Origin of the sequence: Streptomyces sp. ISL-100, from assembly GCF_018614615.1 — a bacterium.
Classification (GTDB): Bacteria; Actinomycetota; Actinomycetes; order Streptomycetales; family Streptomycetaceae; genus Streptomyces.
Window position 1 is genome coordinate 21,733 of record NZ_JAGGOK010000043.1, and the last position, 23,045, is coordinate 44,777.

19 protein-coding genes are annotated in these 23,045 nt (G+C 71.1%); 13 read left to right on the forward strand and 6 right to left on the reverse strand.

The genetic code is table 11. The features are described 5' to 3' along the window. The 4 genes from J7E89_RS20000 to J7E89_RS20015 form a co-directional block, all read right to left on the reverse strand. Positions 1 to 1,215, reverse strand: coding sequence for a hypothetical protein (locus J7E89_RS20000; RefSeq protein ID WP_214975418.1), 1,215 nt, complete (start codon positions 1,213 to 1,215; stop codon positions 1 to 3). After that, positions 1,212 to 2,030, reverse strand: coding sequence for a PP2C family serine/threonine-protein phosphatase (locus J7E89_RS20005; protein WP_214975420.1), 819 nt, complete (start codon positions 2,028 to 2,030; stop codon positions 1,212 to 1,214). The genes J7E89_RS20000 and J7E89_RS20005 overlap by 4 nt, the downstream gene beginning before the upstream one ends. 96 nt (positions 2,031 to 2,126) lie before the next feature. Beyond that, on the reverse strand, positions 2,127 to 2,909 hold the full coding sequence (locus J7E89_RS20010) for a hypothetical protein (RefSeq protein WP_214975422.1): 783 nt from the start codon (positions 2,907 to 2,909) through the stop codon (positions 2,127 to 2,129). A 59-nt stretch (positions 2,910 to 2,968) separates the two neighbouring features. Further along, positions 2,969 to 4,030 carry a hypothetical protein gene (locus J7E89_RS20015; protein WP_214975424.1) on the reverse strand — a complete coding sequence of 354 codons (1,062 nt, stop codon included), beginning with the start codon at positions 4,028 to 4,030 and terminating at the stop codon, positions 2,969 to 2,971. Between the two features lie 397 nt (positions 4,031 to 4,427). On the opposite strand from J7E89_RS20015, the gene J7E89_RS20020 reads away from it, so the two are divergent. From J7E89_RS20020 to J7E89_RS20035, 4 genes are all read left to right on the forward strand, one after another. Beyond that, entirely contained in the window at positions 4,428 to 8,054 is a 3,627-nt protein-coding gene (locus J7E89_RS20020; protein WP_214975426.1) for a CHAT domain-containing protein, read from the forward strand. A gap of 1 nt (position 8,055) precedes the next feature. After that, the gene (locus J7E89_RS20025; protein ID WP_214975428.1) at positions 8,056 to 9,969 is read left to right on the forward strand and encodes a caspase family protein; all 1,914 of its coding nucleotides are present in this window, start codon (positions 8,056 to 8,058) and stop codon (positions 9,967 to 9,969) included. A 146-nt stretch (positions 9,970 to 10,115) separates the two neighbouring features. After that, entirely contained in the window at positions 10,116 to 10,847 is a 732-nt protein-coding gene (locus J7E89_RS20030) for a Crp/Fnr family transcriptional regulator (protein ID WP_214975430.1), read from the forward strand. Positions 10,848 to 10,884: 37 nt separating this feature from the next. Beyond that, entirely contained in the window at positions 10,885 to 12,240 is a 1,356-nt protein-coding gene (locus J7E89_RS20035; RefSeq protein WP_214975432.1) for a hypothetical protein, read from the forward strand. Positions 12,241 to 12,323: 83 nt separating this feature from the next. Here the strand turns inward: J7E89_RS20035 and J7E89_RS20040 are convergent, their stop codons facing one another. Further along, positions 12,324 to 13,208 carry a class I SAM-dependent methyltransferase gene (locus tag J7E89_RS20040; protein ID WP_214975435.1) on the reverse strand — a complete coding sequence of 295 codons (885 nt, stop codon included), beginning with the start codon at positions 13,206 to 13,208 and terminating at the stop codon, positions 12,324 to 12,326. Between the two features lie 253 nt (positions 13,209 to 13,461). Between J7E89_RS20040 and htpX the strand changes: the two genes are divergently transcribed. Then, positions 13,462 to 14,385 (forward strand): zinc metalloprotease HtpX, encoded by a 924-nt coding sequence (gene htpX, locus J7E89_RS20045; RefSeq protein WP_214975437.1) that lies wholly within the window; start codon positions 13,462 to 13,464, stop codon positions 14,383 to 14,385. A gap of 58 nt (positions 14,386 to 14,443) precedes the next feature. Continuing rightward, positions 14,444 to 15,043, forward strand: a complete 600-nt coding sequence (locus J7E89_RS20050) for a hypothetical protein (RefSeq protein ID WP_214975439.1) — start codon at positions 14,444 to 14,446, stop codon at positions 15,041 to 15,043. A 33-nt stretch (positions 15,044 to 15,076) separates the two neighbouring features. On the opposite strand, the gene J7E89_RS20055 is transcribed toward J7E89_RS20050, so the two are convergent. After that, positions 15,077 to 15,562, reverse strand: a complete 486-nt coding sequence (locus J7E89_RS20055) for an Lrp/AsnC family transcriptional regulator (protein WP_214975441.1) — start codon at positions 15,560 to 15,562, stop codon at positions 15,077 to 15,079. Positions 15,563 to 15,721: 159 nt separating this feature from the next. Between J7E89_RS20055 and J7E89_RS20060 the strand changes: the two genes are divergently transcribed. The 7 genes from J7E89_RS20060 to J7E89_RS20090 all read left to right on the forward strand — a co-directional run bounded on the left by J7E89_RS20060 (position 15,722) and on the right by J7E89_RS20090 (position 23,029). Then, positions 15,722 to 16,699, forward strand: a complete 978-nt coding sequence (locus J7E89_RS20060; RefSeq protein WP_251060808.1) for a DMT family transporter — start codon at positions 15,722 to 15,724, stop codon at positions 16,697 to 16,699. Then, positions 16,692 to 17,915 (forward strand): amino acid aminotransferase, encoded by a 1,224-nt coding sequence (locus J7E89_RS20065; RefSeq protein ID WP_214975443.1) that lies wholly within the window; start codon positions 16,692 to 16,694, stop codon positions 17,913 to 17,915. Before J7E89_RS20060 ends, J7E89_RS20065 begins: the two co-directional genes overlap by 8 nt. Positions 17,916 to 17,964: 49 nt before the next feature. Further along, positions 17,965 to 18,516: an FABP family protein gene (locus tag J7E89_RS20070; protein WP_251060809.1), complete on the forward strand. Its 552-nt coding sequence runs from the start codon at positions 17,965 to 17,967 to the stop codon at positions 18,514 to 18,516. Between the two features lie 506 nt (positions 18,517 to 19,022). Further along, the gene (locus J7E89_RS20075; protein ID WP_214975445.1) at positions 19,023 to 20,813 is read left to right on the forward strand and encodes a sigma-54-dependent Fis family transcriptional regulator; all 1,791 of its coding nucleotides are present in this window, start codon (positions 19,023 to 19,025) and stop codon (positions 20,811 to 20,813) included. Positions 20,814 to 20,841: 28 nt separating this feature from the next. Beyond that, the gene (locus tag J7E89_RS20080) at positions 20,842 to 21,828 is read left to right on the forward strand and encodes an NAD-dependent epimerase/dehydratase family protein (protein ID WP_214975447.1); all 987 of its coding nucleotides are present in this window, start codon (positions 20,842 to 20,844) and stop codon (positions 21,826 to 21,828) included. Positions 21,829 to 22,216: 388 nt separating this feature from the next. Beyond that, complete coding sequence (locus J7E89_RS20085; RefSeq protein ID WP_214975450.1) at positions 22,217 to 22,420, forward strand: hypothetical protein; 204 nt, start codon at positions 22,217 to 22,219, stop codon at positions 22,418 to 22,420. A 228-nt stretch (positions 22,421 to 22,648) separates the two neighbouring features. Then, complete coding sequence (locus tag J7E89_RS20090) at positions 22,649 to 23,029, forward strand: DUF4234 domain-containing protein (protein WP_214975452.1); 381 nt, start codon at positions 22,649 to 22,651, stop codon at positions 23,027 to 23,029. Positions 23,030 to 23,045: the final 16 nt, after the last annotated feature.

Here is a 23,045-nt window from a genome sequence, read left to right on the forward strand (position 1 = left end):
TCACACCCCCCAGTGGATACGCAGGAGGAAGAACAGCACCACGGCCACGCCGATCAGGAGGGGCTTGATCCAGTCCGACCAGGGGTCGCCGGCCGTTTCCTTCGGCGGCTCCGGCTGTTGTGGCGGGTTGCCGGGTGGCGGCGGCGGAAAGGCGGTGCGAGGCGACGGCGGCGCCGACTGCGGCGCGTTGAAGGCGTCGTGCCCCGTCGCGTCGGCCCGGTGGCACCACGGACACCTCGTCAGATGGGCCCCGTGGGCGTGCCTCGGCCGGCGCGGGCAGATCGTGATCGCGCCCTCTGCCCGCGACTCCTCCAGGGCCGCGAGCCACTGACGTGACGTCGGTCGCTGCGCCGTGTCACCCAGCCCGGGCCCGAACGCCTGGCGGGCCAGCGCCAGCACGGCCGGCGGCAGCACCGTCGGATCGAGCATGCCGCGCGGTACGTTTACCGATTCCGGCCGTACGACGAACGAGAGGCTGGCCGAGATGTTGTCCGAGACCTGTACGCCGTCCTCGCTGTCCCGTGGCACCCCGCCGAACGGGTGGTACCCGGCGGTCAGCAGCTGGTAGACGAGTACCGCCAGCGCGAAGTCGTCGCTCGGCGCGCTTCCGGGCGCGCCCCGCAGCCGTTCCGGGGCGGCATAGTCGGGCGTGTGCAGGGTGGCCGGGAACGCCTCACGGGTGGCCGGGGCGGTGAAGCCGATCGAGTCGCAGTCGAGGAACGTCGCGAAGCCACGCTGGTCGACGACGACGTTCTTCGCCGAGAAGTCGCCGATGACCAGGCCCTCGTGGTGCAGCCTGGCCGTCATGAACGCCAGGTTCCAGCAGATCCCGAGCAGGAACCGCCAGTCGGCCTCGGCCGGAAATCTCAGCAGCCGCTGTTCCCTGCTGAACAGCGCCATGAGCTGGATGTGTTCGGGTCCGGCGAAGCGCCCCATGCCGTAACCGAGGAAGCCGCCGTCCGTGCCGTGCACGAGTCCCACCGGCCAGGCCAGCTCAGGGGGTTGCCCACCGTTCACCGGGCGCCCGGCCAGCGGATTGAGCGCCAGCATCCGGCGCAGCCGGTCCTCGCGCGCGGCGTCGGGCTGGTGGTAGACCTTCACCACCAGGTCGTCGGCGCCCTCCACCGGATGGACGGCCGCCTCCAGGCCCGAGCCAAGCGGCGGGTCCAGGAGCACCACCGGCCGTCCGTCCAGAAGTACCTTCCGTCCCGTCACGGCAGCTTCCCTCCCTCCGGGCCGCCCGTCGTACGGACCGCCCGCACCAGCGTCTTGTCATCGGCATTGAGCGCGGTGAGCCGGTCGGACAGCAGCAGCGCCTCCAGCTCCCGCGCGTCGGCCCGCGGGTCCGGGCCCGGACGGTCCAGCGAGCGCAGCACCGAGGCGGCGAACGAGCGGTTGGCCAGCGGCACCGGTCCCTGTGCGCGGGACAGCGCGGCCTGCGCCAGACCGTCGGTGGAGAGCATGACGCCGTCGACACCGTCGTCCCGTACGCAGGCGATCCGCACCCTCAGCGCGGCATCCCGCGAACTGAGGAAGGTCGTCTCGTTGTCGTACTCGCTCTCCGACTCGGGCTGCGGCAGCAGATGGAACTGTGGTTCGCCGTTCTCCTCACCGGCCCGCAGCACCACGAATCCGTCCCCCAGCGAGGTGTAGCCCAGCCAGCCGGGACCCAGCACCACCACGGTGAGGGTGGTGGCGAAGTCCGCCGGGCCACCCGTGCCGTCGCCGGACAGTTCCCATGTGCCGTCGAGGAACGCGTCCAGCACCTCCAGGAAGGCGCCCCGCAGCTGTATGCGGAGGTCCTCGGCGTCCCGCGGCGCCCCCTCCCGCTCACCCAGGCGCGCCCCGAACACCGACGTGGCCAGCCGCACTGCCAGCTGCGCACCCTCCTGCGACCGTGGTCTGCTGCCCGCGCCGTCCGCCACCGTCAGGACCGTGACTGGGGCATGGGGCGGGCCGGTGTGCGACTGCCCCCAGGCGTCCTGGCACGGCATCCCCTGCTGGGCGTGCCGATATCCCTGCACGCTCATGCCGTGCACCCGCCACGACCCGCCCCGGACGCGTCCGCTTCCCGTTGCCCCCACCACCTCGATCGCCCTCACCTCTCACCCCTCGCCGCTCGTCGCTCAGGAGTCCCAGGCAGAACGCTGAGTCTTGAACCGGTTGAACAACTGCTCGAAGGTTTCTTCCTCCGCGCCCTGCTGTTCGGCGCTCGCGCTCGCCGACATGGTCTGCAGCAGGTCGCGGAAGGGGAAACCCTTGAGCGTGGCGTGGTACTTCGGCGCCAGTTCCCGCAGCACCTGCTGACCGCGTTCGCTGATCCCGCCAATGCCGAAGGCGTAGAAGCGGAAGCGTTTGGCGTCCTGTTCGGCGGCGAGCGTCGGCACGAGCCGGCGCCACGCGTCCGTGGCCATCCCCTGGCTGTCGGTCGGCAGACCGTCGGTCACCAGGCAGATCTGAGGGCGGTAGTACTGGAGTCCGGAGCGGCGCAGCTCTGTCTTCCGCGCCGCGACCAGGCGCATCCCGGTCTCTACGGCCTCGGTCAGCAGCGTGACGCCGGAGGCGGACAGCTGCGGCGGCCGGAACTGGTGGGCGGCCACGAACGGACTGGCGGTGGCCCGCGGGTCGAGGAGATGCGGGCCCTGCCAGACCCCGATCCCCGTGCCGCCGAAGGTCACCAGGGCGATCTCGACGCTGGAGCTGAGCCCCACATCCTCCTGGATCTCGCGCCCCCAGAGAGTCAGCGCCTCATTGAGCAGCTGGATCGGCTCGCCCGCCATGGAGCTGGAGATGTCCAGGCACAACAAGAGCGGCAATCGCTGCGCGTTGTTGCCGAACTCGATGTCCGCGTACGCGGCGGGCAGGTCCTGCGGCGGCGTGGCCGGCGGCCCCGGAATCGTTGGGTTCATGGGACGAGATCCTTTTGTCGTGTCCGTGATGTCGTGCAGTCGTCGCGTCCGGCGCCGTATCAGGCACGGGAGTCAGTCCGGGAGTCCCCGGGCGCGTAGGCCAGGAGGATTCCGGGTCGGCGGTCGGTGACGTCGACGGTCGCGTCGGGGTCCGGCGGGTCCAGATACGGCTCGACCCAGCTCGCGCGGTACAGCCAACCGTCCAGTTCGACGTATCCCTGGGGATGGAGGCGGGTGCGTACGGTCGCCGGGCGGACGGGGCCGTCCGGCTCGGCGCGCGGGCCGCCCGGGCCGGGCTGCGCGGGGTAGGTGGGCCACGACCGGCGCGGGGGGCGCTGCGGCAGCGCGGGCACCGGCCCGGCGATGCCGGCAGGCCGGAAGGCGGGTACGGGCCCGGCGGCGGGCGCGGACCGGGCGGCACGTGCGCGTCCGGCGACGGATCCGGGCACGTACCTGGTCCTGAGCACCGTCAGTACGAACAGCGCGGTACCGGCGGCGAGCAGCGTCAGCAGTACCATTCCGGCCGGACCGATGCCTGTCCCGTCCGCGCCTTCGCCGGAGGGGAACAGGATCCTGTGCGGCTCGATGTCCATCGAGTGTCCGGCCATTTCGAGTGCCGCCCGCTCGTCCCGCGCCATGCGCGGAACGGCCTTGGGGAGCCCGGCCTCCTTCGTCCGGTTCTGCTGTCCGCTGCTCTGGTTGAGGAGTTGACACAGCTTGCCCCGGTGGGCGCAGAGCTTCAGATCCTGGGCGGCCCGCAGGACCTTGTCGGGCAGTGTGCTGATTCTTGCGTCCTCGGGGACTGCCCGTGCGTCCGCGAGCAGCAGGAGCACGGCGCCGCCCGGCCCGCTGTCGCGGCCTGTCTGAACGACTACCAGATCCACGTCGTGCTTCTTCTTGGCATCGACGACGCGTTGCATGCCCTGTTGCACATCGCCCTCGCCCAGGGCGAGCCGCTGCTCCACCCTCACCACGAGGGTGCCCTGCCTCTTGGCCGAAGCGATCGCTCCCGCCGTACGGTCCAGCTCGGTCGGAACTTCGATGCCTGTGCCGGCCGAAGCCCCCACCAAGGGGACCATCAGGCAGAGCACCGCCACCAGCGTCGCCAGGGCACGCTTCATCGCCCATGCCATGTGTCCCCCCGAATGTTCCCCCGATGTCGCCCAGGGACGGCTTCCGCCCCTGTGTGCCGACTGGAACAGAGTGGCAGGCCACAGTCGGCCATCGGTGTGTTTGTCGGACAACTCGAAGCCGCGCGCAGGAGTGTGAAGCTTTTCGAGGGCGCGCGGGAACTCTGTTGTGCGCCGGGGCGCCGCCCTGTGCCGCACGAGCGGCAAACCCCTCCTGACCTGCTGCGACAGCCGCTCCATGGCGCTCGCCCCCACATGCACATGACTCCGGATCGGGTCTGCAACATGCCATCCACCAGCGGCGGACAACCCGTCGTATTGCGGAATCGGCCACGGGAGTGGTGCGGTATCAAAGTCCCGGCTCATACTGCGGGGACAGGGGGAAGACATGGCCAACACCAAGCGCGGGGGCGTGGCCGGGGTCGAGGGGGCCGACGAAGCCCATGAGCGGCTGATCGGACTGCTGCTGACCGAACAGAGGGGAATTGACCCGGCGCCGTACCTTTCCGGGGGACCGGGCACCCAGGACATCACGTGGGGCAGCTGGCTCGTGCCCGCGGCGGCGCTCGCGGCCGGCGAACCCAAACGGGCCCTCGCGCTCCTGAGGCCGTCCACACCCGCTACGCCCGATCACGCACACCTGGAAAAGGCCTTGCGGACCGCCGCCCTCGCCATGGAGCACAACTGGCACCCCGGCGCGGCGCCCGTCCCCCTCCGGCAGGAAGCCGTCCGCGCGCTGACCGACGCCGGCTCCGGGATGGAGGCCGTCATCGCATCGATCACGAATCCGCCGGTCCGGCTCTGCGCACACCTCGCCGGACAGGTCGGCGTCGTCCTGCTCTCCGCTCGTATGACGCTCGGCCACGCCACGACCTCGGTCGCCGCCCGGTCCCGCACCCTCCGGTACGGGGCACACACACCGTGGACCGAGCGGGAGTCGGCCGACGACGTGCTGCAGCCGCTGGAGTGGTTCGACGGGTTGTACGAGGAGCTCATGGACCTCGGTCACGCGGACGCCACCGCGTATCACCTGCTGCTCGCGGCCGACCTTCGCGTACGGGCGGGCGGCCGGGCGGCGGCGACGCCCCTGCTGCGGCACGCGGAGCAGTACGCCACCGGCAGCCCCGCCGCCGAGGGCTTCGCCGCGCTCCTCACCGGCGACTGGGAGCTCGGCGCCCCGGGAGCGGCCGAACACTGCGCCGTCGCACCCACCCTGCCGGACCCGGACCCGGACGCGCTGTCGGCGGCAGCCGGCCACTACGAGCGAGCCGCAGCGTCGTACGGTGCGGCGGGATCCTCGCGCGGCCGGGCGGCGGCGCTGCTGCGCCTCGCACACACGCATCGGCTCGCCGGCCGGCACACGCGATGTCACGAACTCTTGGATCAGGCCCTCGAATTGGCGGTCGAGGGCGGCGACGGCGCGTGCGCGGCGCTGCTCCGCGTCCACCGAGGGCTCGGCCTCATCGAGGCCCAGGAGGCGGGGGAGGGCGAGTCCGAGACCGCCGAGCAGGTCGTGAACTGGGCGACGACGGACGGAAGCACGTCGTGGCTCCGGGGGCTGCGCCACATCGTCGAGGACCGTGCGCGGCACTGGAGTGCGCAGGGCGAGATCATCAAGAGCAAGCGCGCCGGCCTGCTGGCGAACCGCCTCACCGCCGACCGCGCGGGTACCCACCGACACCCGACGGCCGGGGCCGCGGCGGGCACGTACCAGCGGACCGGCCACCGCCTCGCCGCGTTCGTGCTCACCGGCCTGCAACAGCAGGAACACCTCGACCGCATCCGGCAGCGGACCGACCGGGGCGAGCCGCCCGAACTGGCCGAGTGCCTGAGCGTCGTCCAGTGCGCCACGGTCCTGAACGACCAGGCGACCGCCCTGCGGGACCCGGATCTGATCGCCGCCACACGCTCCTCGACCCAGCTGGCGATCGAGGTCGCGGAGAGACTTCTGGCCACCGCGGATCCGGCCGTCACGGACGCGGTACGGGCCGCGCTCGGCATGCTGGAGTCCGGCCTCCTCACCTCCCGCGCCCAGGAGACCCGGTTCCGCTCCCGGCGCGCCCGTTCGGCGGGGCTGGATGCGGAGGCCGACCTCCACGCCCACCAGACGCTGCGGGAGGCCGAACGGATCACGGACCCGCTGTTCGCGGGACTCGTACGCTGCTCCGCCCATCTCGACCTGCGCGACACGGACGCGGCCAGGGCCGAAGTGGCGGCGATCGAGGAGCACCTCTCCGCGATCCAGGCGACCGCCCTGTGGCTGAGCGTGGGGGAGCCCGAGCGCGCCGCACCCCATGCGCGGCGGATCGGCGTGGACGGCCCCGGACCCGCGCAGCCGTGGGAACTGCCCGCGCTCCACGCGGACCTGGAGCTGGGGCGGCGCGTGTACGACCAGGCGGCCGGCCACGCCCTGCGGGGGCTGGCGACGTACGAAGAGCGCCGTATCAGGCTGGCACGCGACGCGCTGCGCGCCTCGTCCGCCGACGATCCGGTGGTGGCCGGCCTCCATCACGCCGCGGTGCTGTCCCTGCTGGAAGGCGGCGGACCCGACGCGGCCGCCGCCTCCTTCGACCGGGCCGAGCGCACCCGCTCCGGCTTCCTCGATGCCGTGCGCGCCCTCGACGCCGCGGGTGACGACCGGGCGGCGCGCGCCGCGGTCAGGAACTGGCTTGCCGCCGAGATCCGCTGGTCGGCGCAGTTCGAGACCGAGGCGGCGGCCGTCCGCCGCAGCGCGGTCACCGCGCCGGCACACGAGCGGAGAAGGTGCATCGACGAAGTGGAACGCGGCCTGGACGCGGCCGAGTCGGAGGTACGCAGACTCGCCCCCGCCGCGTTCACCGCGTCGCACACCGAGCCGCCGGACGCCGCCGCCGTGGCCGCCGCACTGCCCCCGGACGCCCTCCTCCTCACGTACCACCTTCACGACGACCACGTCGTCGGCTGGGCCATGACCCGTGAGACGCTGCGCGCGCGGCGCCACGCCCGGTGGGCCCACGGTACGGTCGCGAGCGCCCGCCGGTTCCACGCCTGGTGCGCCGGGAGGGACGCCGGAGGCGACGGCGAAGCCGACGGTCAGGAGCTGGCCGCACTGCTGCTGGAGCCCTTCCGCCGGCTGCTCCGCGACCGGCGGCAGGTGATCGTGGTCCCGCCCGCCGGGCTCGCGCTCCTGCCCTTCCACGCGCTCCCCTGGAACGGCGATGTCCTCGGCGCCGGCCATGAGTTGTCGTACCTCCCCGCCGCTTCCCTCCTCACCCGGCTCCACGAGCAGCTGCCGGAGCGGCCCTGGTCACAGCTCGGCGCGCTCCTGGTGGGCGCCCCCGCCATCGCTCCCCGCCACGGGCTGGCGGCCCTGCCCGGCACCGCCGCCGAAACCGTGGAGATCGCCGGGCTGCTGCCCCGCCACCGACTGCTGACCGGGCCCGCCGCGACCCGCGAGCAGGTGCTGGAGGCGGCGCGCGGCTGCGAGCTGCTCCACTTTGCCACCCACGGGCTCGTCGACGACCTCGCTCCCCACCGCAGCCGGCTTCAGCTCGCCGGGGACGACCACTTCGGTCTCGCCGACCTGCTCGCCGCCGCGCATGCCCCGCAGTTGCTCACCCTGTCCGCCTGCGACACCGGACGCGGTACCGCCACCGCCGGCGGCGACGTCCTCGGGCTGACCCGGGCGGCGCTGATCACCGGGGCGCGGCACGCCGTGGTCTCGCTCTGGCCCGTCCGTGACAGCACCGGCTGCCTGGTGATCACCCGAACCTACCGCCGTCTCGCGGACGACCCGACGGCCTCCGTCGGCACGGCACTGGCGAAGGCCCAGCTGGAGGTGCGGGACCTGTCGGGTGCCGAACGGGACGAGGAGTTCCGTGCGCTCACCGACCGGGCCGGGGTGCGTCCGGGGCCCGCGTCCCGGTCCAGGTCCTGGCCCCACCCCGGGACCAGGGACAGTGAACAGCTGCGCTCCACGGAGGCAGACGACCGGCACCCGTACCACTGGGCGCCCTTCATCCATGTGGGGGTATGACATGACGCTGCGCGCGGTGCTGATCGGCGCTCAGACGTTCAACCTGACGGGCGTGCACACCGATGTCGAAGTCATGCACAGCGTGCTGGGAAAGCACGGCTTCACCGACATCCGTGCCCACGTCGAGAAGGAAGCCTCCTACGCGGGCATCTCACAGGCGCTGCGACAGCTGTGCCGCGACACCCGGCACGGCGACGGAGTCGTCGTGTACTTCTCGGGACACGGCTCGCTGCGGGGAGATTTGCAGTATCTGGTTCCCGACGACATCGAACAGAGCACACCCACCGATTTCCGGGGTTTTCTGGCCGCCGAACTCACCGACATGATCCGCGTGCTCACCCGCATCACGCCCAACGTCACGTGCGTGCTCGACTGCTGCCACTCCGGCGGAGCGGTACGGGACCCCGACCACGACTCGGGCCGGTGGCGGCTCAAGTCGGTGACCCCGGCCAAGGTCGCGCACGACGACGGGCTCGCCAGGGCCGCCGCCCTCGCCCGCCGGAACGCCCCGCTGGTCCGTGAAGTCGTCCGGCTGACGGCGTGCCGGCAGCACGGCTCGGCGTTCGAGGCCGAGGTCCGCCCGGGCGCCGGCCGCCAGGGTGTGTTCACCGCCGCCCTGGCCGACGTGCTCGACACGCCCGCCGCGCGCCAGGTGCCCTGGTCGGTACTGATCGCCCGCCTGCGCGACCGCGTCAAGCAGCAGCAGATGTCGCAGTGGCCCGACGCCGGAGGGCCCTCCGGGCGGCTGCCGTTCTCGCTGGAGGAGCGCTCGGAGCCGGAACGTATGCCCCTGGTCCGCAGGGACGGCCGGTTCGTCGTCCCCGGAGGTGCCGTCTTCGGCCTCGACCCGAACGACACCGTGCGCATGGTGTTCCCGCACGACGACCCCTGGCGCGAGCCCACGGACCGCGAGCCCGCCGAAGGTGAGGACGTGACGGTGGAGGCCACCGTGGACACCATGGAGGGCGGCGACGCAGTGCTGCGTACGACGCCGGAGGCCGACGCGGCCACTGCCGACGCACCCCTGCCTGCCGGGCTGTTCACGGCGGAGTTGCCACCTGGCACGTACGCGCTGCCGCTGCGCGTCCACGACCGCAGGCTGGTGTGCATCGAGGGCGACGGCGCACTCGCCGACGCGCTGCGCCGACAACTCGCCGACTGCCCCCGGCTGGCCGAGACCCACGACGGGCGGCCCTTCGCCACCGTACGCCTCCACCACGGCACCGCCACCGTGCTGAACCACGACAACCTGCCCTTCCGGGAGCCACTGGGGGCCACCCCGTCGCAGGTCTCCCGGATCACCGGACTGCTGGAGGACTTGGCGCGGGGCGACCGGGTGCGCGCCCTGCGCGACCCGCAGGACGCGGCCCTGCTGTCCGCCCATGTGGAGGTCCGCTTCGAGATCGAGGACCCGGCCCACAGCGGCATCTGGCGCCCCCTGGACGCGGTGGGGGAGCGGCTGTACGACAGGGACCGCTACCGCGTCACCGTGACCAACCAGACGGGTGAGCCGCTGTACTTCTGGGTGGTCGGCGTCGGACTGAGCGGCAGGACCGCTCTGGTGACCAACGACCAGCCCAGCGGCTACCACCTCGAACCCCACGGCGCGCCGCACCGCAGCACCCGCACGACGGCCCCGATCAGGATCACATGGCCCCAGGACGTCCCGCGCCTCGGCCCGCGCCCCGAGACCGTGCACGTCCTCGTCGGCGACCGCCCGATGGACCTGAACGTTCTCACGTCGGTCGGGCCCCGCCGGAACGCGGACACCACCGACCCCGCTCTGATGCCGTTGCTGCAGGAGGTGTGGGGGGCATTCAGGGACCAAGTCATGGAAGGGGCCGAGGAGTTCCACTACCGCGTCCACACCGTGCACGCCAACGTCCTGCCGGACCCCCGGGAGGCCGGCGCATGAATCCGCTGCGCTGAGGGCGCTCTGTCGACAGCAGTGCGGAATCCTCAACCTCCCTGCGAAACGAGGGTATTTGTGCTCGTCAGGGCATTACGATGCCGTACGTCACAACTGCCGCGAGGTGCCGGTCAGGCCGGGAAGGTTCCGCGATGCCGGAGAAGTACATCAAAGGCACGGACCCCGAGGAGCACTGGCCGCACGGCACGCTCCTGGCGGAGCTCGCCGGCTCCGGGGAGGCCGCAAAGGACCTGCGATCCCTGGGTACGCCCCGCGCGTACGCCCCCGGCGAGATCCTGCTGGCCGAGGGCCGGCAGGAGACGTTCGCCCTGCTGCTGGTGACCGGCGTCACCAAGGTCACGGCACTCTCGGAGAACGGCGACACGGCGCTGCTGGCCGTCCGGCTCGGCGGTGAACTCGTCGGGGAGTTCGCCGCGTTCGACAACAGGCCGCGGTCGGCCAGCGTTACCGCGGCGGGCGCGGTGACCGCCCAGCGCATCGGGCAGCAGGACTTCCTCGGCTGCCTGGACCGGCATCCCGCGGCCGCTCTGGCGGTGAGCCGGATGCTGGTGCGCAAGAACCGCTGGTCGGTGCGGCGCCGGGGCGACTTCGGCAGCTGCCCGGTCGCCACCCGGGTGGCCCGGGTCCTCCTCGACCTCGTCGAGGACTACGGCCGGCCGCAGGGCGGCGGCGTCCTGATCGGGCCACGGCTGACCCAGGCGGAGATCGCCGGACTGGTCGGCGCCAGGGAACGCCGCGTACACCACGTCCTTGGCGAACTGGCCGAGAAGGGCGTCATCCGGGTCGGCTACAGCCGGCTGACCGTCCTCTCACTGGACGGACTGCACAAGGCCGCCCTGCTGACCGGGACGGACGACGACTGACGACAGCCGCACAAGCGGGGCAAGGGGAGCCAGGACCATGGGACAGGACGATGTACGGGACGGTGCACAGGACGGTGCACAGGACGACGTACTGGCAACCATCGACCTGTTCGCCCGCGACGCCGCGGTGCCCAAAGGCGGACCTCTCGTACGCGACCGGGTCGCGGGCGCTTCCCTGGGGCGCCCCCTGGGCTACGCCCTGCCCCCGGTCACCGACGGCGTCACGGCGGCGGGACGCGCGGCGCCACGCGACGTCCTGCTCTGCTTCCCTTTCGACCTCGAGGAGCTGCCGGGCGGCCGCGACTATCGGGAGGCGACCCTCACCGTCGTGCTCGACGACGGTCCGCACGCCGTGACCCTGTACCCGGCCCCCGGCAGCACCGCGGCCGACGGGGCGGAGGTCGCCGCGTTCGGGCTCGGCAAGGACCGGATCCAATGGGTCTTCCGGGCACCAGGACGAAGCGGTGCGCTGCGCCCCGACGGGCGCTGGGCGCAGGCAGTCGTCCGGCTCCCGGCGGCTGCGACCGGGCTGTCCGGCAGGCTGAGCCTGAGCGCGGTCACCGTACAGCCGGTGCTCGGCGGGGCGTTCCGGCGCCGGGAGGCGGAGACGCCGCACGAGACGCCGTTCCGGCTCGCGGCCGACGACCTCTGGCCGGCCGCCGCACCGCTCGCCCACGAGCGGGCGGCGCTGCCCGGCGTCTGGGCGCTCGCCACCTACGAGGACGCCGACGCCTCGGAGGGCGGCGAGGAACTGCCGCCGGGACTGCGGCGTCTGTGTCTCGCCGTGGACATCGAGAAGTACAGTGCCCGCGACAACACCGACATGATCCGTCTGCAGCGGATTCTGCTGGGGACGCTGCGCGCGGCATGCGCGCGGGCCGGCATCATCTGGGACAGGTGCGGCCGTCAGGCGCAGGGCGACGGGTATCTGCTCGTGTTCGAGCCGGGCATCGACGAGACCCGGGTCGTGCCGGATCTCCTGGACGGCCTCGCCTCCGCGCTGGCCGAGGCCAATGCCGCAGCCCCGCACCCGCAGCGCGTCCGGATGCGGGCCTGCCTCCACCAGGGCATCGTCCACGAGGCGGACAGCGGATACGCGGGCTCCTCCGTGGTCGCCCTGTTCCGCGTCCTCGACTCCGACCCCGTGCGCCGCGCCCTCGCCGACGACCCCTCGACCCATCTGGTGGCCGCCTTCTCGGACGGGCTCTACCAGGACCTCGTCTCCCACGGCTACAGCGGCCTGACGGCCACCGGGTTCCGGCGCGCGGAGATCCACGTCGTGGCCAAGAGCTTCATCGGCGTGGCCTGGATTCGAGCCATGCCCGCACCAAGCCCGACGCCGCCGACGTATCCCGTTGGTACGACGAGCCGACCGACCCCGCCGTGCCAGTGATCGTCCACGAGCTGGAGTACTACGAGGAGATCGCCCGGCGAGCCGAGACCGCCAACCCGCCAAGCCTCGCCGACGAGTTCACCTCATGGGGCCGCAATGGCTGAGGCCCGCCGCGACAGACCGGCGGTGACGAGCCAGGCGGCCGATTCGTAGAGCACGCCGCTCGGCGTCTCGTGGGCGTCCAGGCTCGCGCGCAGATCCGTCAGGGCGCGGCGGCGGCCGCTGTCGTCAAGGCCGTCGAGCATCCAGCCGAGGAGTCCGGAGACGAACGGGTACGCGCGGCCGGCGTCCGGCCCGAAGTGCATGGGGGCGGACAGGTCCTCGAAGCGCGGCTCGGTGAAGGCCGCCGCGGTGAGCCGGGCCCGTACTTCGTCCGGGTCGGCCATGGAGAACGGACCCGGCGTACCGGGCGCAGGTACGGGCAGGGGCCGGCCCGCGGCCATGGCCGTGGCGAAGGCCCGGAACCATGCGTTGCGGGACGGCGCCTGCCACACCAGCAGCACCAGGCGGCCACCGGGGCGCAAAGCCCGCGCGATGTTGCGGAACGCCCTCACTGGTTCGGCGAAGAACATCGATCCGCTGCGACTGATCGCCACATCGAACTCCCCGTCGGGGAACGGATATGTCTGGGCATCGGCCTGCTCGAAGCGGACGTTGCCCAGCCCTTCCCCGGCGGCCTTCCGCCGTGCCACTCGCAGCATCTCGCCCGACAGATCGACGCCGAGCACCGATCCGTCGACCGCCAGGTGTGCGGCAGCACGGGCCGATTCGCCGGTTCCACAGCCGATGTCGAGCACCCGCTCACCGGCGCCGATGGCGGCGGCCGCAAGGAAACGTGGTTGGTAGGCGCCGACCGCCCGGTCGAACTGATCGGCGTGTGCGGCCCAGTAAGCCCCCTGCTCGCCGTCCCAGGCGCGCGCCTGCTCGGCGTTCGACGGATCGGCCGGCAAAGTAGTGCCGCTCACCATGACCACCTGCTTGTCTGCCCAAGGAACTATTTTCTCCCGGTTTACGTCTGGGGGCCACGCTCGCCAGACCGCACAATGGTGGCCGAAGGCAACCGGGACGTGACGCCACCGCTGAATCAGGACGCGCCGGCGGAAACGGTCCGGCGAGCGGGCTGGAGCCAGGCCGACGGCTCACCCCGGCTTTATGAACCGGAGGGGCACAATCGAGGCAGGGGGACGGCGACAGCGCTCCGCCCGGAGGGTGATGATTGACATGCCTGGGACCCGGTCTCGTTCCCGCTATGTGCCGGATCGGGGGCTCACCACACGCATGGTGACGACGATGTTCCTGATCGGGCTGCTGTACGTCGTCTTCATCGGCGTCCTGCTGGCCGTCCTGCGGGGGTCGTGGCCCGTCATCCTGCTGATCGCGGGTGGTCTGTTCATCGCGCAGTTCTGGTTCAGCGACCGGATCGCGGCCTTCAGCATGGGTGCCCGCGAGGTCACCCCCGAGCAGGCGCCCGAATTGCACGGCGCCATTGACCGCATCTGCGCCCTCGCCGACATGCCCAAGCCCCGCGTGGCGATCGCCGACAGCGACGTACCGAACGCCTTCGCCACCGGCCGCAGCCAGAACACCGCCCTGGTCTGCGCCACTACCGGCCTGCTACGTCGCCTGGAGCCGGAGGAACTGGAGGGCGTACTCGCGCACGAGCTGTCGCATGTCGCCCATCGTGATGTCGCGGTGATGACCATCGCGTCGTTCCTCGGTGTCCTCGCGGGCGTGATGACCCGGGTCGCGCTCTGGGGCGGCTTCGGCCGGGCGGGACACGGCCGCGACGGAAACGGCGCCGCCCTTGCGATACTCCTGATACCCCTGGTCAGCGCCGTCGTCTACGCGATCAGTTTCCTGCTCACCCGGCTGCTCTCCCGCTACCGTGAGCTGTCCGCCGACCGCGCCGCCGCGCTGCTGACCGGCCGCCCCTCGGCGCTCGCCGCCGCGCTCACCAAGGTGACCGGCCAGATGGCGAGCATCCCGACGCGGGACCTGCGGAAGGCGGAGCCGTTCAACGCCTTCTGGTTCGCACCCGCGTTCTCCTCCGGGCAGAGCCTGAGCAGGCTCTTCTCCTCGCACCCGACGCTGGAGCAGCGCCTGGAGCAGCTCGGCAGGATCGCGATGCAGCTGGGCCGCCCGTAACGCCGCCGGCAACACCGCTCGTAACGCAGGCCCGTAACCCTGAAGAGAGGATCTTCCTGTGGGACTCCTCGACACCATCCTCGGCCGCAGCAAGCCCGTACGCCCCGACCTCGACCAGCTCTTCGGCCTGCCCGCCGCCGCGATCACCCTTCAGGCGGCTGCCGGTTTCACCCCGACCGGCGTCGGCTCGGTGTGCTTCGCCAGCGTGGAGGGCGGCGCCTTCGCCGCGCTCCAGGAGGACGTGCGGGAGCTGCTCGACGCCGATACGGGCCGCGGCGGCGTACCGGTCGAGTTCAGCCAGGACGCGTACGGCTACACCTGGCTGCTCGTCCGCCACCCCGCCGATGACACGGCCTCACTGGTCAACGACCTGCACGCGGTCAACACCCTCCTCCAGGACGCCGGATTCGGCCCGCAGCTGCTCTGCTCGCTGATCGGCTTCCGGGAAGCGGCCGGGGACCGCGCCCTCGCGCTCATCTACCTCTACAAGCGCGGCACCTTCTACCCCTTCGCGCCGCTGCCCGGGAGGACCGAGAAGCGCGACAACGCCCTGGAACTCCAGGTCAGGGCGCTGCTCGCGGACGACCTGCGGGTCGAGCCGGACCTGGCCCGCTGGTTCCCGGTGTGGGGCGCGCCGGGGCTCGCAGGGGCGAACTGACCAGCCCACGCGTCCTTGGAGTCCCAGGCAGGCTCAGGCCGGCCAGGGGGAGGGCCGTGGCGGTGCGGGGCGGGGATAGATCCGGGACTGCTTGACGCTGCCGAAGGCGAAGCTGGACTGGATCGAGGCGATGCCGGGGATGGCGTGGATCCGGTCGCGGACGAGGCGCTCGTACGCTTCGAGGCTCTCGGTGACGATGCGGAGCAGATAGTCGCTGTCACCGGTCATGAGGTAGCAGTCCTGGATGTGCTCGATCCGGCCGACGTGCTCCTCGAAGGTGCTGACCATGTCGGACGTGTGCCGTTCGAGGCGGATGTTCACGAAGACGGTGATCGGAAGGCCGAACGTCAGCTGGTCCACTATCGCGGTGTAGCCCCGGATGAGACCTGCCTCCTCAAGCCGCCGGACCCGGCGCAGGCACGGCGACGGCGACAGCCGGACGCGGTCGGCCAGCTCCTGGTTGGAGAGCCGCCCGTCGGCCTGCAATTCGCGGATGATCTGTAGGTCTACGGCGTCCATCGGGCACTCCTTGGCAGATTCTGCCCCCAGGCTAGGAATCCGGGGTGGAAATAGCAATCGGCTGCCCCGCCTCCTGCCATAGCGTTGCGGACGGCCTGACAGACCCGGCCGAGGCCGGTTGCGCCGCGCCGCCCACCATGCCCCGCCGGAGGAACCCCTTTGAGTACGACCGAGCTCGCACCCGCGGCTCTACCCGCCCCCGCGAGCCCGAAGCGCGGCACGCGTCGCCCGGGCGAGGTCGCGGGGATGGTGGCCCTGCTGCTGACGGTGGCGATCTGGGCCGGGTTCGCGCTCAGCGCGCGGGCCCTCAGTACGTCGACGCTCGAACCGGCGGATGCCGCGCTGCTCCGGTTCGGCGTGCCCCTGATAGTCCTGGCGCCGGCGCTGTGGCGCCGCCGCAGGCGTTTCGCCGCCGTCGGCCGATGGACGGCGCTCAAGATCGTCGGCGGCGCCGGGGTGCCGTTCTTCCTGGCCGCGATGTACGGCGGCTCGCTGACCTCGACGGCCTTCGTGGGGGCGATCGTGCCCGGCATGGTCCCGCTCTTCGTATCCGTACTCATGATGGCGACCGGGCGCGGCGTCCCGAAGCGGATGAAGCGGACGCAGGCGGCTGGGCTCTGCCTGATCGCCATGGGCGTCGTCGCCCTCGTCTCGCCGTACGTCGTCGCGGTCGACGCGGACGTCCTGTTCGGGTCCGGGATGCTGCTCCTCGCAAGCGGTCTGTGGGCGCTCTACACCGTCGGGCTGCGCGAGGTGGACCTCGACCCCATCGGGTCGATCGGGCTGCTGTGCGCGCCCTCGTTCGTGGTGGTGGCCCTGCTCGCCCTGACCGGCGTACTCCCCACCAACCTCGCCGCAGCGACCTGGCCCGACCTCACGTTCTTCGTGCTGATGCAGGGCGTGGGCGTCGGGCTCTGCGCCGGCTTGCTGTACGCCTTCGCCATCCGGCGGTTGGGCGCCGAGCGCAGCGCCGTCGTCGGCAGCCTCAGCCCGGTCGTCGCGACGCTGCTGGCCATCCCCCTTCTGGACGAGCCGCTGACGGTGGCTGTGCTCGTCGGCGTACCACTCATCACCCTCGGCGTCGTCCTCGCCAATACCCGTACTCGTCATCGTCCCAAGGTGCTCCCCAATGCTTGAGCTGCTCAGCCCTCCGCCCACCGACCCGCTGTTCGCCCTGGTCGCCGAACTCGGCGCCGTCGTCCGCCCCGAGCGGCTGGACCTCCTGGTCGGCGTCTACCGGGACCAGACCGGGACCACCCCGGTGATGGCCGCGGTCCGCGAGGCCGAACTGAGGCTGGCGGAGCGGGGCGAATCCAAGGAGTACCGGGGCCTGTCGGGCAACCAGGCGTTCAACCGGGCGATGACTTCCACCGTGCTGGGCACCGAGGACCTGATATCCCGGGCGACGGCGATACAGACCGTCGCCGGTACCGGGGCGCTGAACCTGCTCGCCGAGTTCGTCCACCGGACCGCTCCCGGCGCGACCGTCTGGATCAGCGATCCGTCGTACGTCAACCACCGCCCGATCCTGGAATCCGCCGGCCTGACCGTACGCACGTACCGCTACCTCGACGCCGAGGGCCGGCCGGACCAGGCCGGCCTGCTGCGCGACCTGGGCCAGGCCCGGCGCAACGACGTCGTCCTGATCCAGGGCTGCTGCCACAACCCCACCGGCGTCGACCTGTCCGCCGAAGCGTGGGACACGCTGGCCGAGCTCGCCGCCCACCACGGCTGGGTGCCCTTCGTCGACCTCGCGTACCACGGACTCGGCGACGGTCTGGAGGCGGACCTGCTGCCCACCCGGACGATGGCCTCGCGGGTCGAGGAGATGCTCATCGCCGTGAGCTGCTCGAAGAACTTCGGCCTCTACAGCGAACGGACCGGCTGCGCGATCGTCCTCGGCCCTTCGCAGCAGGCGCTGCGTCATGTGGAGTCGACCCTGCAGAACGTCGCCCGGGTGCTCTACTCGATGCCGCCCGAGCACGGCGCCGCGATCGTCACGACCATCCTGGACGACCCGGGCCTGTACGCCACCTGGCGAACCGAACTCGACGCCATGCGTACCCGCATCAATGCCAATCGGTCCGACCTCGTCGCGCACCTCGACTCCCTCGGGTGCGACCGGCCGGCGGGGATCCTCGCGCAGCAGAAGGGCATGTTCTCGATGCTGCCGCTGACCGCGGACCAAATGCTGCGCCTGCGCGAGCAGTTCGCGGTCTACGGCACGGGATCGGGCCGTATCAACATCGCCGGCGTATCCGCCCACCGCATCCCGTACCTCGCGAACAGCATCGCCACAGTCCTGGACACGCCCACTCGCCCCACCCCGGACCCGCACCTCGCGCACCACTAGGTTCTTCGGAGGGTGCCACCCGGCACCGGCCTCGATTCCAGGAGCGCACATGATCTTCGACCCCGCTCAGAAGCACCCGTATCCCGACGCCCTTCGACTGGACGAAGCACCTGCGCCGCACGCCCTGCTCGCGCCGGTGACCGGGTTCCTGGGCACCTGGGTCGGCCGGGGCCGAGGCACGTACCCGACGCTCGCAGAGGAGTTCGCGTACGCGCAGGAGGTCACCTTCAGTCATGACGGGCGGCCCTTTCTCCGCTACGAGGCGCGCGCCTGGCTGCTCGACGCGGATGGCACCCCGCTGCGGCCGTCGGCCCGGGAGAGCGGCTGGTGGCGGCTGCAGCCCGACGGGCGCGTGGAGGCATTGATCACCCAGCCCACCGGCATCGCGGAGATCTCGGTCGGCCGTGCGGCCGACGGCGCGGTCGACCTCACCACCCATCAGGTGGCTCTCGCTCCCACCGCCAAGGAGGTCAACGCCACCCGCCGCCGCTACACCCTGACGGACGAGGACACGCTCAACTTCGTCCACGACCTCGCGGCCGTCGGTCAGCCACTGCAACACCACCTGTCGGCACAGCTTCGTCGCGGGAGCGGAAACTAGGCCGCCCGTCCTTCGGCGCATGCGGTCAGCGGCCGGCCAAGCCAACGGCATTTCCGGGACTGGAATATCGGATATGGCGCGTGCAACCATACGGTTGTCACGTATGTCTTCATGAGTGACAACACTGTCCCCGTACCAGGAGAACTGGGGGACGCCATGCAAAACCGTCAGCGCCTCGCGGCACTCGCCGCCGGCATACTTCTCACCGCCGGGGTCGGCGCCACGACTCCCGCCGTCGCTGCGCCCCGGTCCGGGGCATCGCAGCAGGCTCCCGCAATCGCACGAGCACGGGCGGCTCGTCGTACGCGATGACCTGCACGGCTTTCATGGCGCTCCCTGCGACTGGCGGGTGACTGGTGCGCCGATTACACAGTCAGCCGCTCGCAGGCCGATGTCTCAGAAGCGGTCCGGGGATGTCTCAATGTGGTACACGCCATAGGCGTGGCGTCATTGAGCTGTTCCAATCACTCCACCGAGGGACGGCGCGCGTGATACGGAAGTGTTGAATGCCTCGACGTCAACCTGACAGCTCGCTGACAGCAGCCAGAGAGCTGTACCTGGAAGTCACCAAGGATCCGAACGCCCGCCCGCTCGTGGTCGCCTCGTGGCAGCGCTCGATCGAGTACGAGGTGAAGTCGGGCCGCATCGACGCTCCGTACCTGGAGAACCCCAATCTGGACAGCCCGCTCGCCAGGGCGGCGCTACCGATCCTGGACAGGCTGCACGAGCAGCTCGCCGACGACCCGGTGTCCACGATGATCACCGACCGGAACGGCGTGGTGCTGTCCCGCAAGCTCTCCCACGAGGGTCTTACGACGCGGCTCAACCGAGTGCAACTGGCCCCGGGCCACGTGTTCGCCGAGCGCTATGTGGGCACCAACGGCATCGGCACCGCGCTGGCCAGCGGCCGACCAGTCATGATTGCCGGAAGCCAGCACTACGTCGAGGAGCTGCGGGACTTCCACTGCGCGGCCGTGCCGATCCTCCACCCCGTTCGGCGCACACTGCTGGGAGCCTTCAATCTGACCACGGTCCGTCAGGGGTCCGCCTGCATGCTCATGGCCCTGGCCCGCTCCGTCGGGGGCCAGATCGAAAGTGAGATCGCCGCGATCAGCTCGCGGCGCGAGCGGGCCCTCTTCCAGGACTACCTGGACGCCTGCTCCTCGGTGCGCCCGGGACCCGTCCTGGCCCTCAATCGTGAGGGCGTCATGATGAACGAGCAGTTCAGGTCAGCAGTGACAGGGCCGGATCATTACGCGCTCCTCGACCACGCCCGCGAGATCGCCGACGATCCCCGGTTCGAAGGGACACGGAGCATCGCCCTGCCCTCCGGACGGGTCGCCGAACTCCGGGTCAGCCGTAGCCGGCGCGAGAACAGCGACGCGGGCGCCGTCTTCCGAGTCCGGGTCATCGGACGCCCCCAGCCCGGACCGGCCGTTTCCAACGGCGCTGGTCCCGCGCGATCAGGCCTGGGACTGGTGGGTTCCTCCCCGCAATGGCTGCGCGCGGTCGCCGAAACCGAAGCGGCGCTTCTCGCCGGATCCTGGCTTCATCTCGTGGGAGAAGCCGGTGCCGGAAAGCGGACGCTGCTCCATGCCATCCACCGAGCCCACGGCGACGGTCGCCGGCTCGAGACGGTGGAAGCGCCGCCGTCGGAATCACCGCATGCCACCGAGCACTGGCTGCGCGAGGTCCGCGAGCTGCGCGCTCAACCGTCGACGGTGCTCGTCCTGCGCGATGTGCACCTGTTCGGCGATCACCTGCGCCGACAGCTCACAAGCCTTCTGGCGCACCCCGACAACGCCGCCGGCGGGCAACTGGTCATGACCAGCCAACCGTCCATGGTCACGGCCAACGAGGAGCTCGACCGTCTGTGCGGCGCCTCCGTGGAGCTGCCGCCGCTGCGCCATCGCTATGGAGACATCGAGCAGCTGGCCCGGTTCTTCCTGCTCAAATACCGCCCGAGCGCGGAGAGCGGCTGCTCCCCGGATGCGCTGGCGATGCTACGGCGCTGCCCCTGGCCGGAGAACGTCCGCCAGCTCGAGTCGGTGATCCGTGGCCTCGCACGGCGCCCTTGCGGCGGGATCATCCAAGTGGAGGATCTCCCGCCGGAATGCCGGGTGTCGTCCCACAAGGTCCTGACCACCATCGAAGCGCTGGAACGGGATGCCATTCTGCGTGGGCTGATGGACCGCAACTCCAACGTCCAGCGCACCGCGCAGGATCTCGGCATCTCCCGCGCCACCATGTACCGCAAGATGCGCCGTTACGGGATCGTCCCGTCGAGCCTCACCTAGCCCGCCGCGCTCGCGCTAGTGTGCGAGCGTGAGTCTTCATGTCGTCATAGGTTTCGGGCCCGCCGGGGCGGCCACTGCTCGGCTGCTGGCAGAAAAGGGCCATTCAGTACGCGTCGTCACCCAGTCGGGCCGGAGCCCGGAGCCCGGCATCGAGCACGTGGCGCTGGACGCGACGGACAGCAAGCGACTGATCGACGTCGCGCAGGGCGCGGCCGCGATCTACGGCTGTGCCGCACCGCTCTACCATCGCTGGGCGAGTGAATGGCCGCCGCTGGCAACGTCGGTCTGTTCGGCGGCCGAGGCGACCGGGGCCGTCCTGGTCATGCTGGGCAACCTCGACGGCTACGGTCCGGTTGATGGCCCCATGACCGAGGAACTGCCGCTCGCGGCGGTCGGCCCCAAGGGCCGGGTGCGCGCGGCCGTTTGGGAGCAGGCGCGGGAACTCCACGAGCAGGGCCGTATCAAGGCGGTCGAGGTACGGGCCTCGGACTTCTTCGGGCCCGGCGTCACCGACGGCGGGCACCTGGCCGCGTGGGTCATGCCGCGACTGCTGCGCGGCAAGCCGGTCTCCACGCTCGGGGACCCGGACGCCCCGCACAGCTGGAGCTACCTCCTCGATGTGGCCAGGGCCCTGGCCGAGGTCGCCGACGAGGAACGCGCCTGGGGTCGGGCCTGGCACGTTCCGACGGGGCCCGCCCTGTCCACCCGGGAGATGGTCGACCGCCTTGCCGCTCAGTCGGAAACGGGGCCGGTCGCGGTCCGCAGGCTGCCGCCGGCCGTGCTGGGTGTCGCGTCGGTATTCTCCCCGCTGATCCGCGAACTCAAGGAAATTCGCTATCAGTTCGACCGTCCATTTGTAGTTGATACGAGCGCTTACGAAGCCGAATTCGCGGTACGAGCCACCCCCGTCGACGAGCAGGTCAAGGCGACGGTGAACTGGTGGCGTGAGCGACTGGCCACCAAGGCGTCCGACGAGCGATTCCCTGACGCCACCGGCGTCCATCACCCGAAGTGAGGTGTGGTGGCCGAGCAGCGCAAGACGAAGGTGAAGGTCCTGTGGGGTCTCGCAGGCGGAGCCGCAGTGCCGGCGTGAGCGGCGCGGGCGCCGTGGCCTACGAGGAGTTCTCCGACGAAGAGATCTGCTGCGCAATCCCCAAGCCCCTCCACAACGTGCCGAGGGGGGGCCGACCGGGGGAGAGGAGGACCCCCGGACGGCGACGTGGCGTGGCTGATCCCCGGGCCGCCGCACCACCATCGGCGCACCGGCCGCCGAACGGCAGGACTGGTACAGCTTTTATCGCCCGGGGACGCTGAAGGTCTTTCGTCGTCGCACTGCCTCCGCGAGGGAGTGATCGCTCCGTCTCCCGTTCCTTCGAAGCGCGGTTTTGTGGGACCATCCGGCAATGGATCTCGCCCCTCTTGAGCTGGCCGTCAACCGTCTGCGTGACGCCGAAGCCGCAGTAGACGCTGCCCGCGCAGATGTGGAGATGGAGGCGGTCGGCGCAGTGCGCAAGGGCGCGCCGGTCGATGCCGTCTGTGGCGCCTGTGGCCTCACCCCCCACGATCTACTGCGCCTGGAGAAGACGGCAGGCGAACTTCCCCGCTAGCTGCCCCAACTCCGGCCCGCGCATGGCTCACTGCGCGGGCGGTATGTGCGTTGTAATGAACTCGTAATGCCCCCGCCCGTCTTTGGCATGCTCAGCACCCATACGCTTCGTAAGCCCTCGCCGCAACAGCTCCAACGCGAGGCAACACACTCATCACTTCCCTGTTCCCGGGGGCTGGCTCAAGCCAGAACGGGCGGCAGGAAGCACAGCAAGCAAGTAGGGAAATTGATGTCCACCGACGTCCGCACGTCCGCGCCCGCCGGCGCTCCTTCCAGCCCGGTCGTCACCTGGCTGCTCACCCTGGTGACCCTCGGTATCTACTGGCTGGTCTGGTACTACAAGGTCAACAAGCAGGTGAAGGCGATCGACCCGACCATTGAGGTCAAGCCCGGCATGGCGGTCGTGGCCGTCACCCTCGGCTCGTTGCTGATCGTCCCGCCGTTCGTCTCCATCGTGAAGACCGGTTCCCGCATTGCCCAGGCACAGCGCGCCGCCGGCGTGACCGCCGACTGCTCCGGCGTCGTCGGCCTGCTGCTCGCCTTCGTCCTCGGCCTGACCCCGCTCTACTACCAGAGCAAGCTCAACACGGTCTGGGCCGACCGCGCTTGATTTACCGCCACACAGG

Excerpts from the sequence above, each read along its gene's own strand:
- J7E89_RS20090 (WP_214975452.1), top strand. The coding sequence starts at position 22,649 with ATGTCCACCGACGTCCGCACGTCCGCGCCCGCCGGCGCTCCTTCCAGC.
- J7E89_RS20010 (WP_214975422.1), bottom strand. The coding sequence starts at position 2,909 with ATGAACCCAACGATTCCGGGGCCGCCGGCCACGCCGCCGCAGGACCTG.
- J7E89_RS20025 (WP_214975428.1), top strand. The coding sequence starts at position 8,056 with ATGACGCTGCGCGCGGTGCTGATCGGCGCTCAGACGTTCAACCTGACG.
- J7E89_RS20015 (WP_214975424.1), bottom strand. The coding sequence starts at position 4,030 with ATGAAGCGTGCCCTGGCGACGCTGGTGGCGGTGCTCTGCCTGATGGTC.
- J7E89_RS20085 (WP_214975450.1), top strand. The coding sequence starts at position 22,217 with ATGGATCTCGCCCCTCTTGAGCTGGCCGTCAACCGTCTGCGTGACGCC.
- J7E89_RS20075 (WP_214975445.1), top strand. The coding sequence starts at position 19,023 with ATGCCTCGACGTCAACCTGACAGCTCGCTGACAGCAGCCAGAGAGCTG.
- J7E89_RS20070 (WP_251060809.1), top strand. The coding sequence starts at position 17,965 with ATGATCTTCGACCCCGCTCAGAAGCACCCGTATCCCGACGCCCTTCGA.
- J7E89_RS20040 (WP_214975435.1), bottom strand. The coding sequence starts at position 13,208 with ATGGTGAGCGGCACTACTTTGCCGGCCGATCCGTCGAACGCCGAGCAG.
- J7E89_RS20030 (WP_214975430.1), top strand. The coding sequence starts at position 10,116 with ATGCCGGAGAAGTACATCAAAGGCACGGACCCCGAGGAGCACTGGCCG.
- J7E89_RS20005 (WP_214975420.1), bottom strand. The coding sequence starts at position 2,030 with ATGAGCGTGCAGGGATATCGGCACGCCCAGCAGGGGATGCCGTGCCAG.
- J7E89_RS20020 (WP_214975426.1), top strand. The coding sequence starts at position 4,428 with ATGGCCAACACCAAGCGCGGGGGCGTGGCCGGGGTCGAGGGGGCCGAC.
- J7E89_RS20055 (WP_214975441.1), bottom strand. The coding sequence starts at position 15,562 with ATGGACGCCGTAGACCTACAGATCATCCGCGAATTGCAGGCCGACGGG.
- htpX (WP_214975437.1), top strand. The coding sequence starts at position 13,462 with ATGCCTGGGACCCGGTCTCGTTCCCGCTATGTGCCGGATCGGGGGCTC.
- J7E89_RS20065 (WP_214975443.1), top strand. The coding sequence starts at position 16,692 with ATGCTTGAGCTGCTCAGCCCTCCGCCCACCGACCCGCTGTTCGCCCTG.
- J7E89_RS20035 (WP_214975432.1), top strand. The coding sequence starts at position 10,885 with ATGGGACAGGACGATGTACGGGACGGTGCACAGGACGGTGCACAGGAC.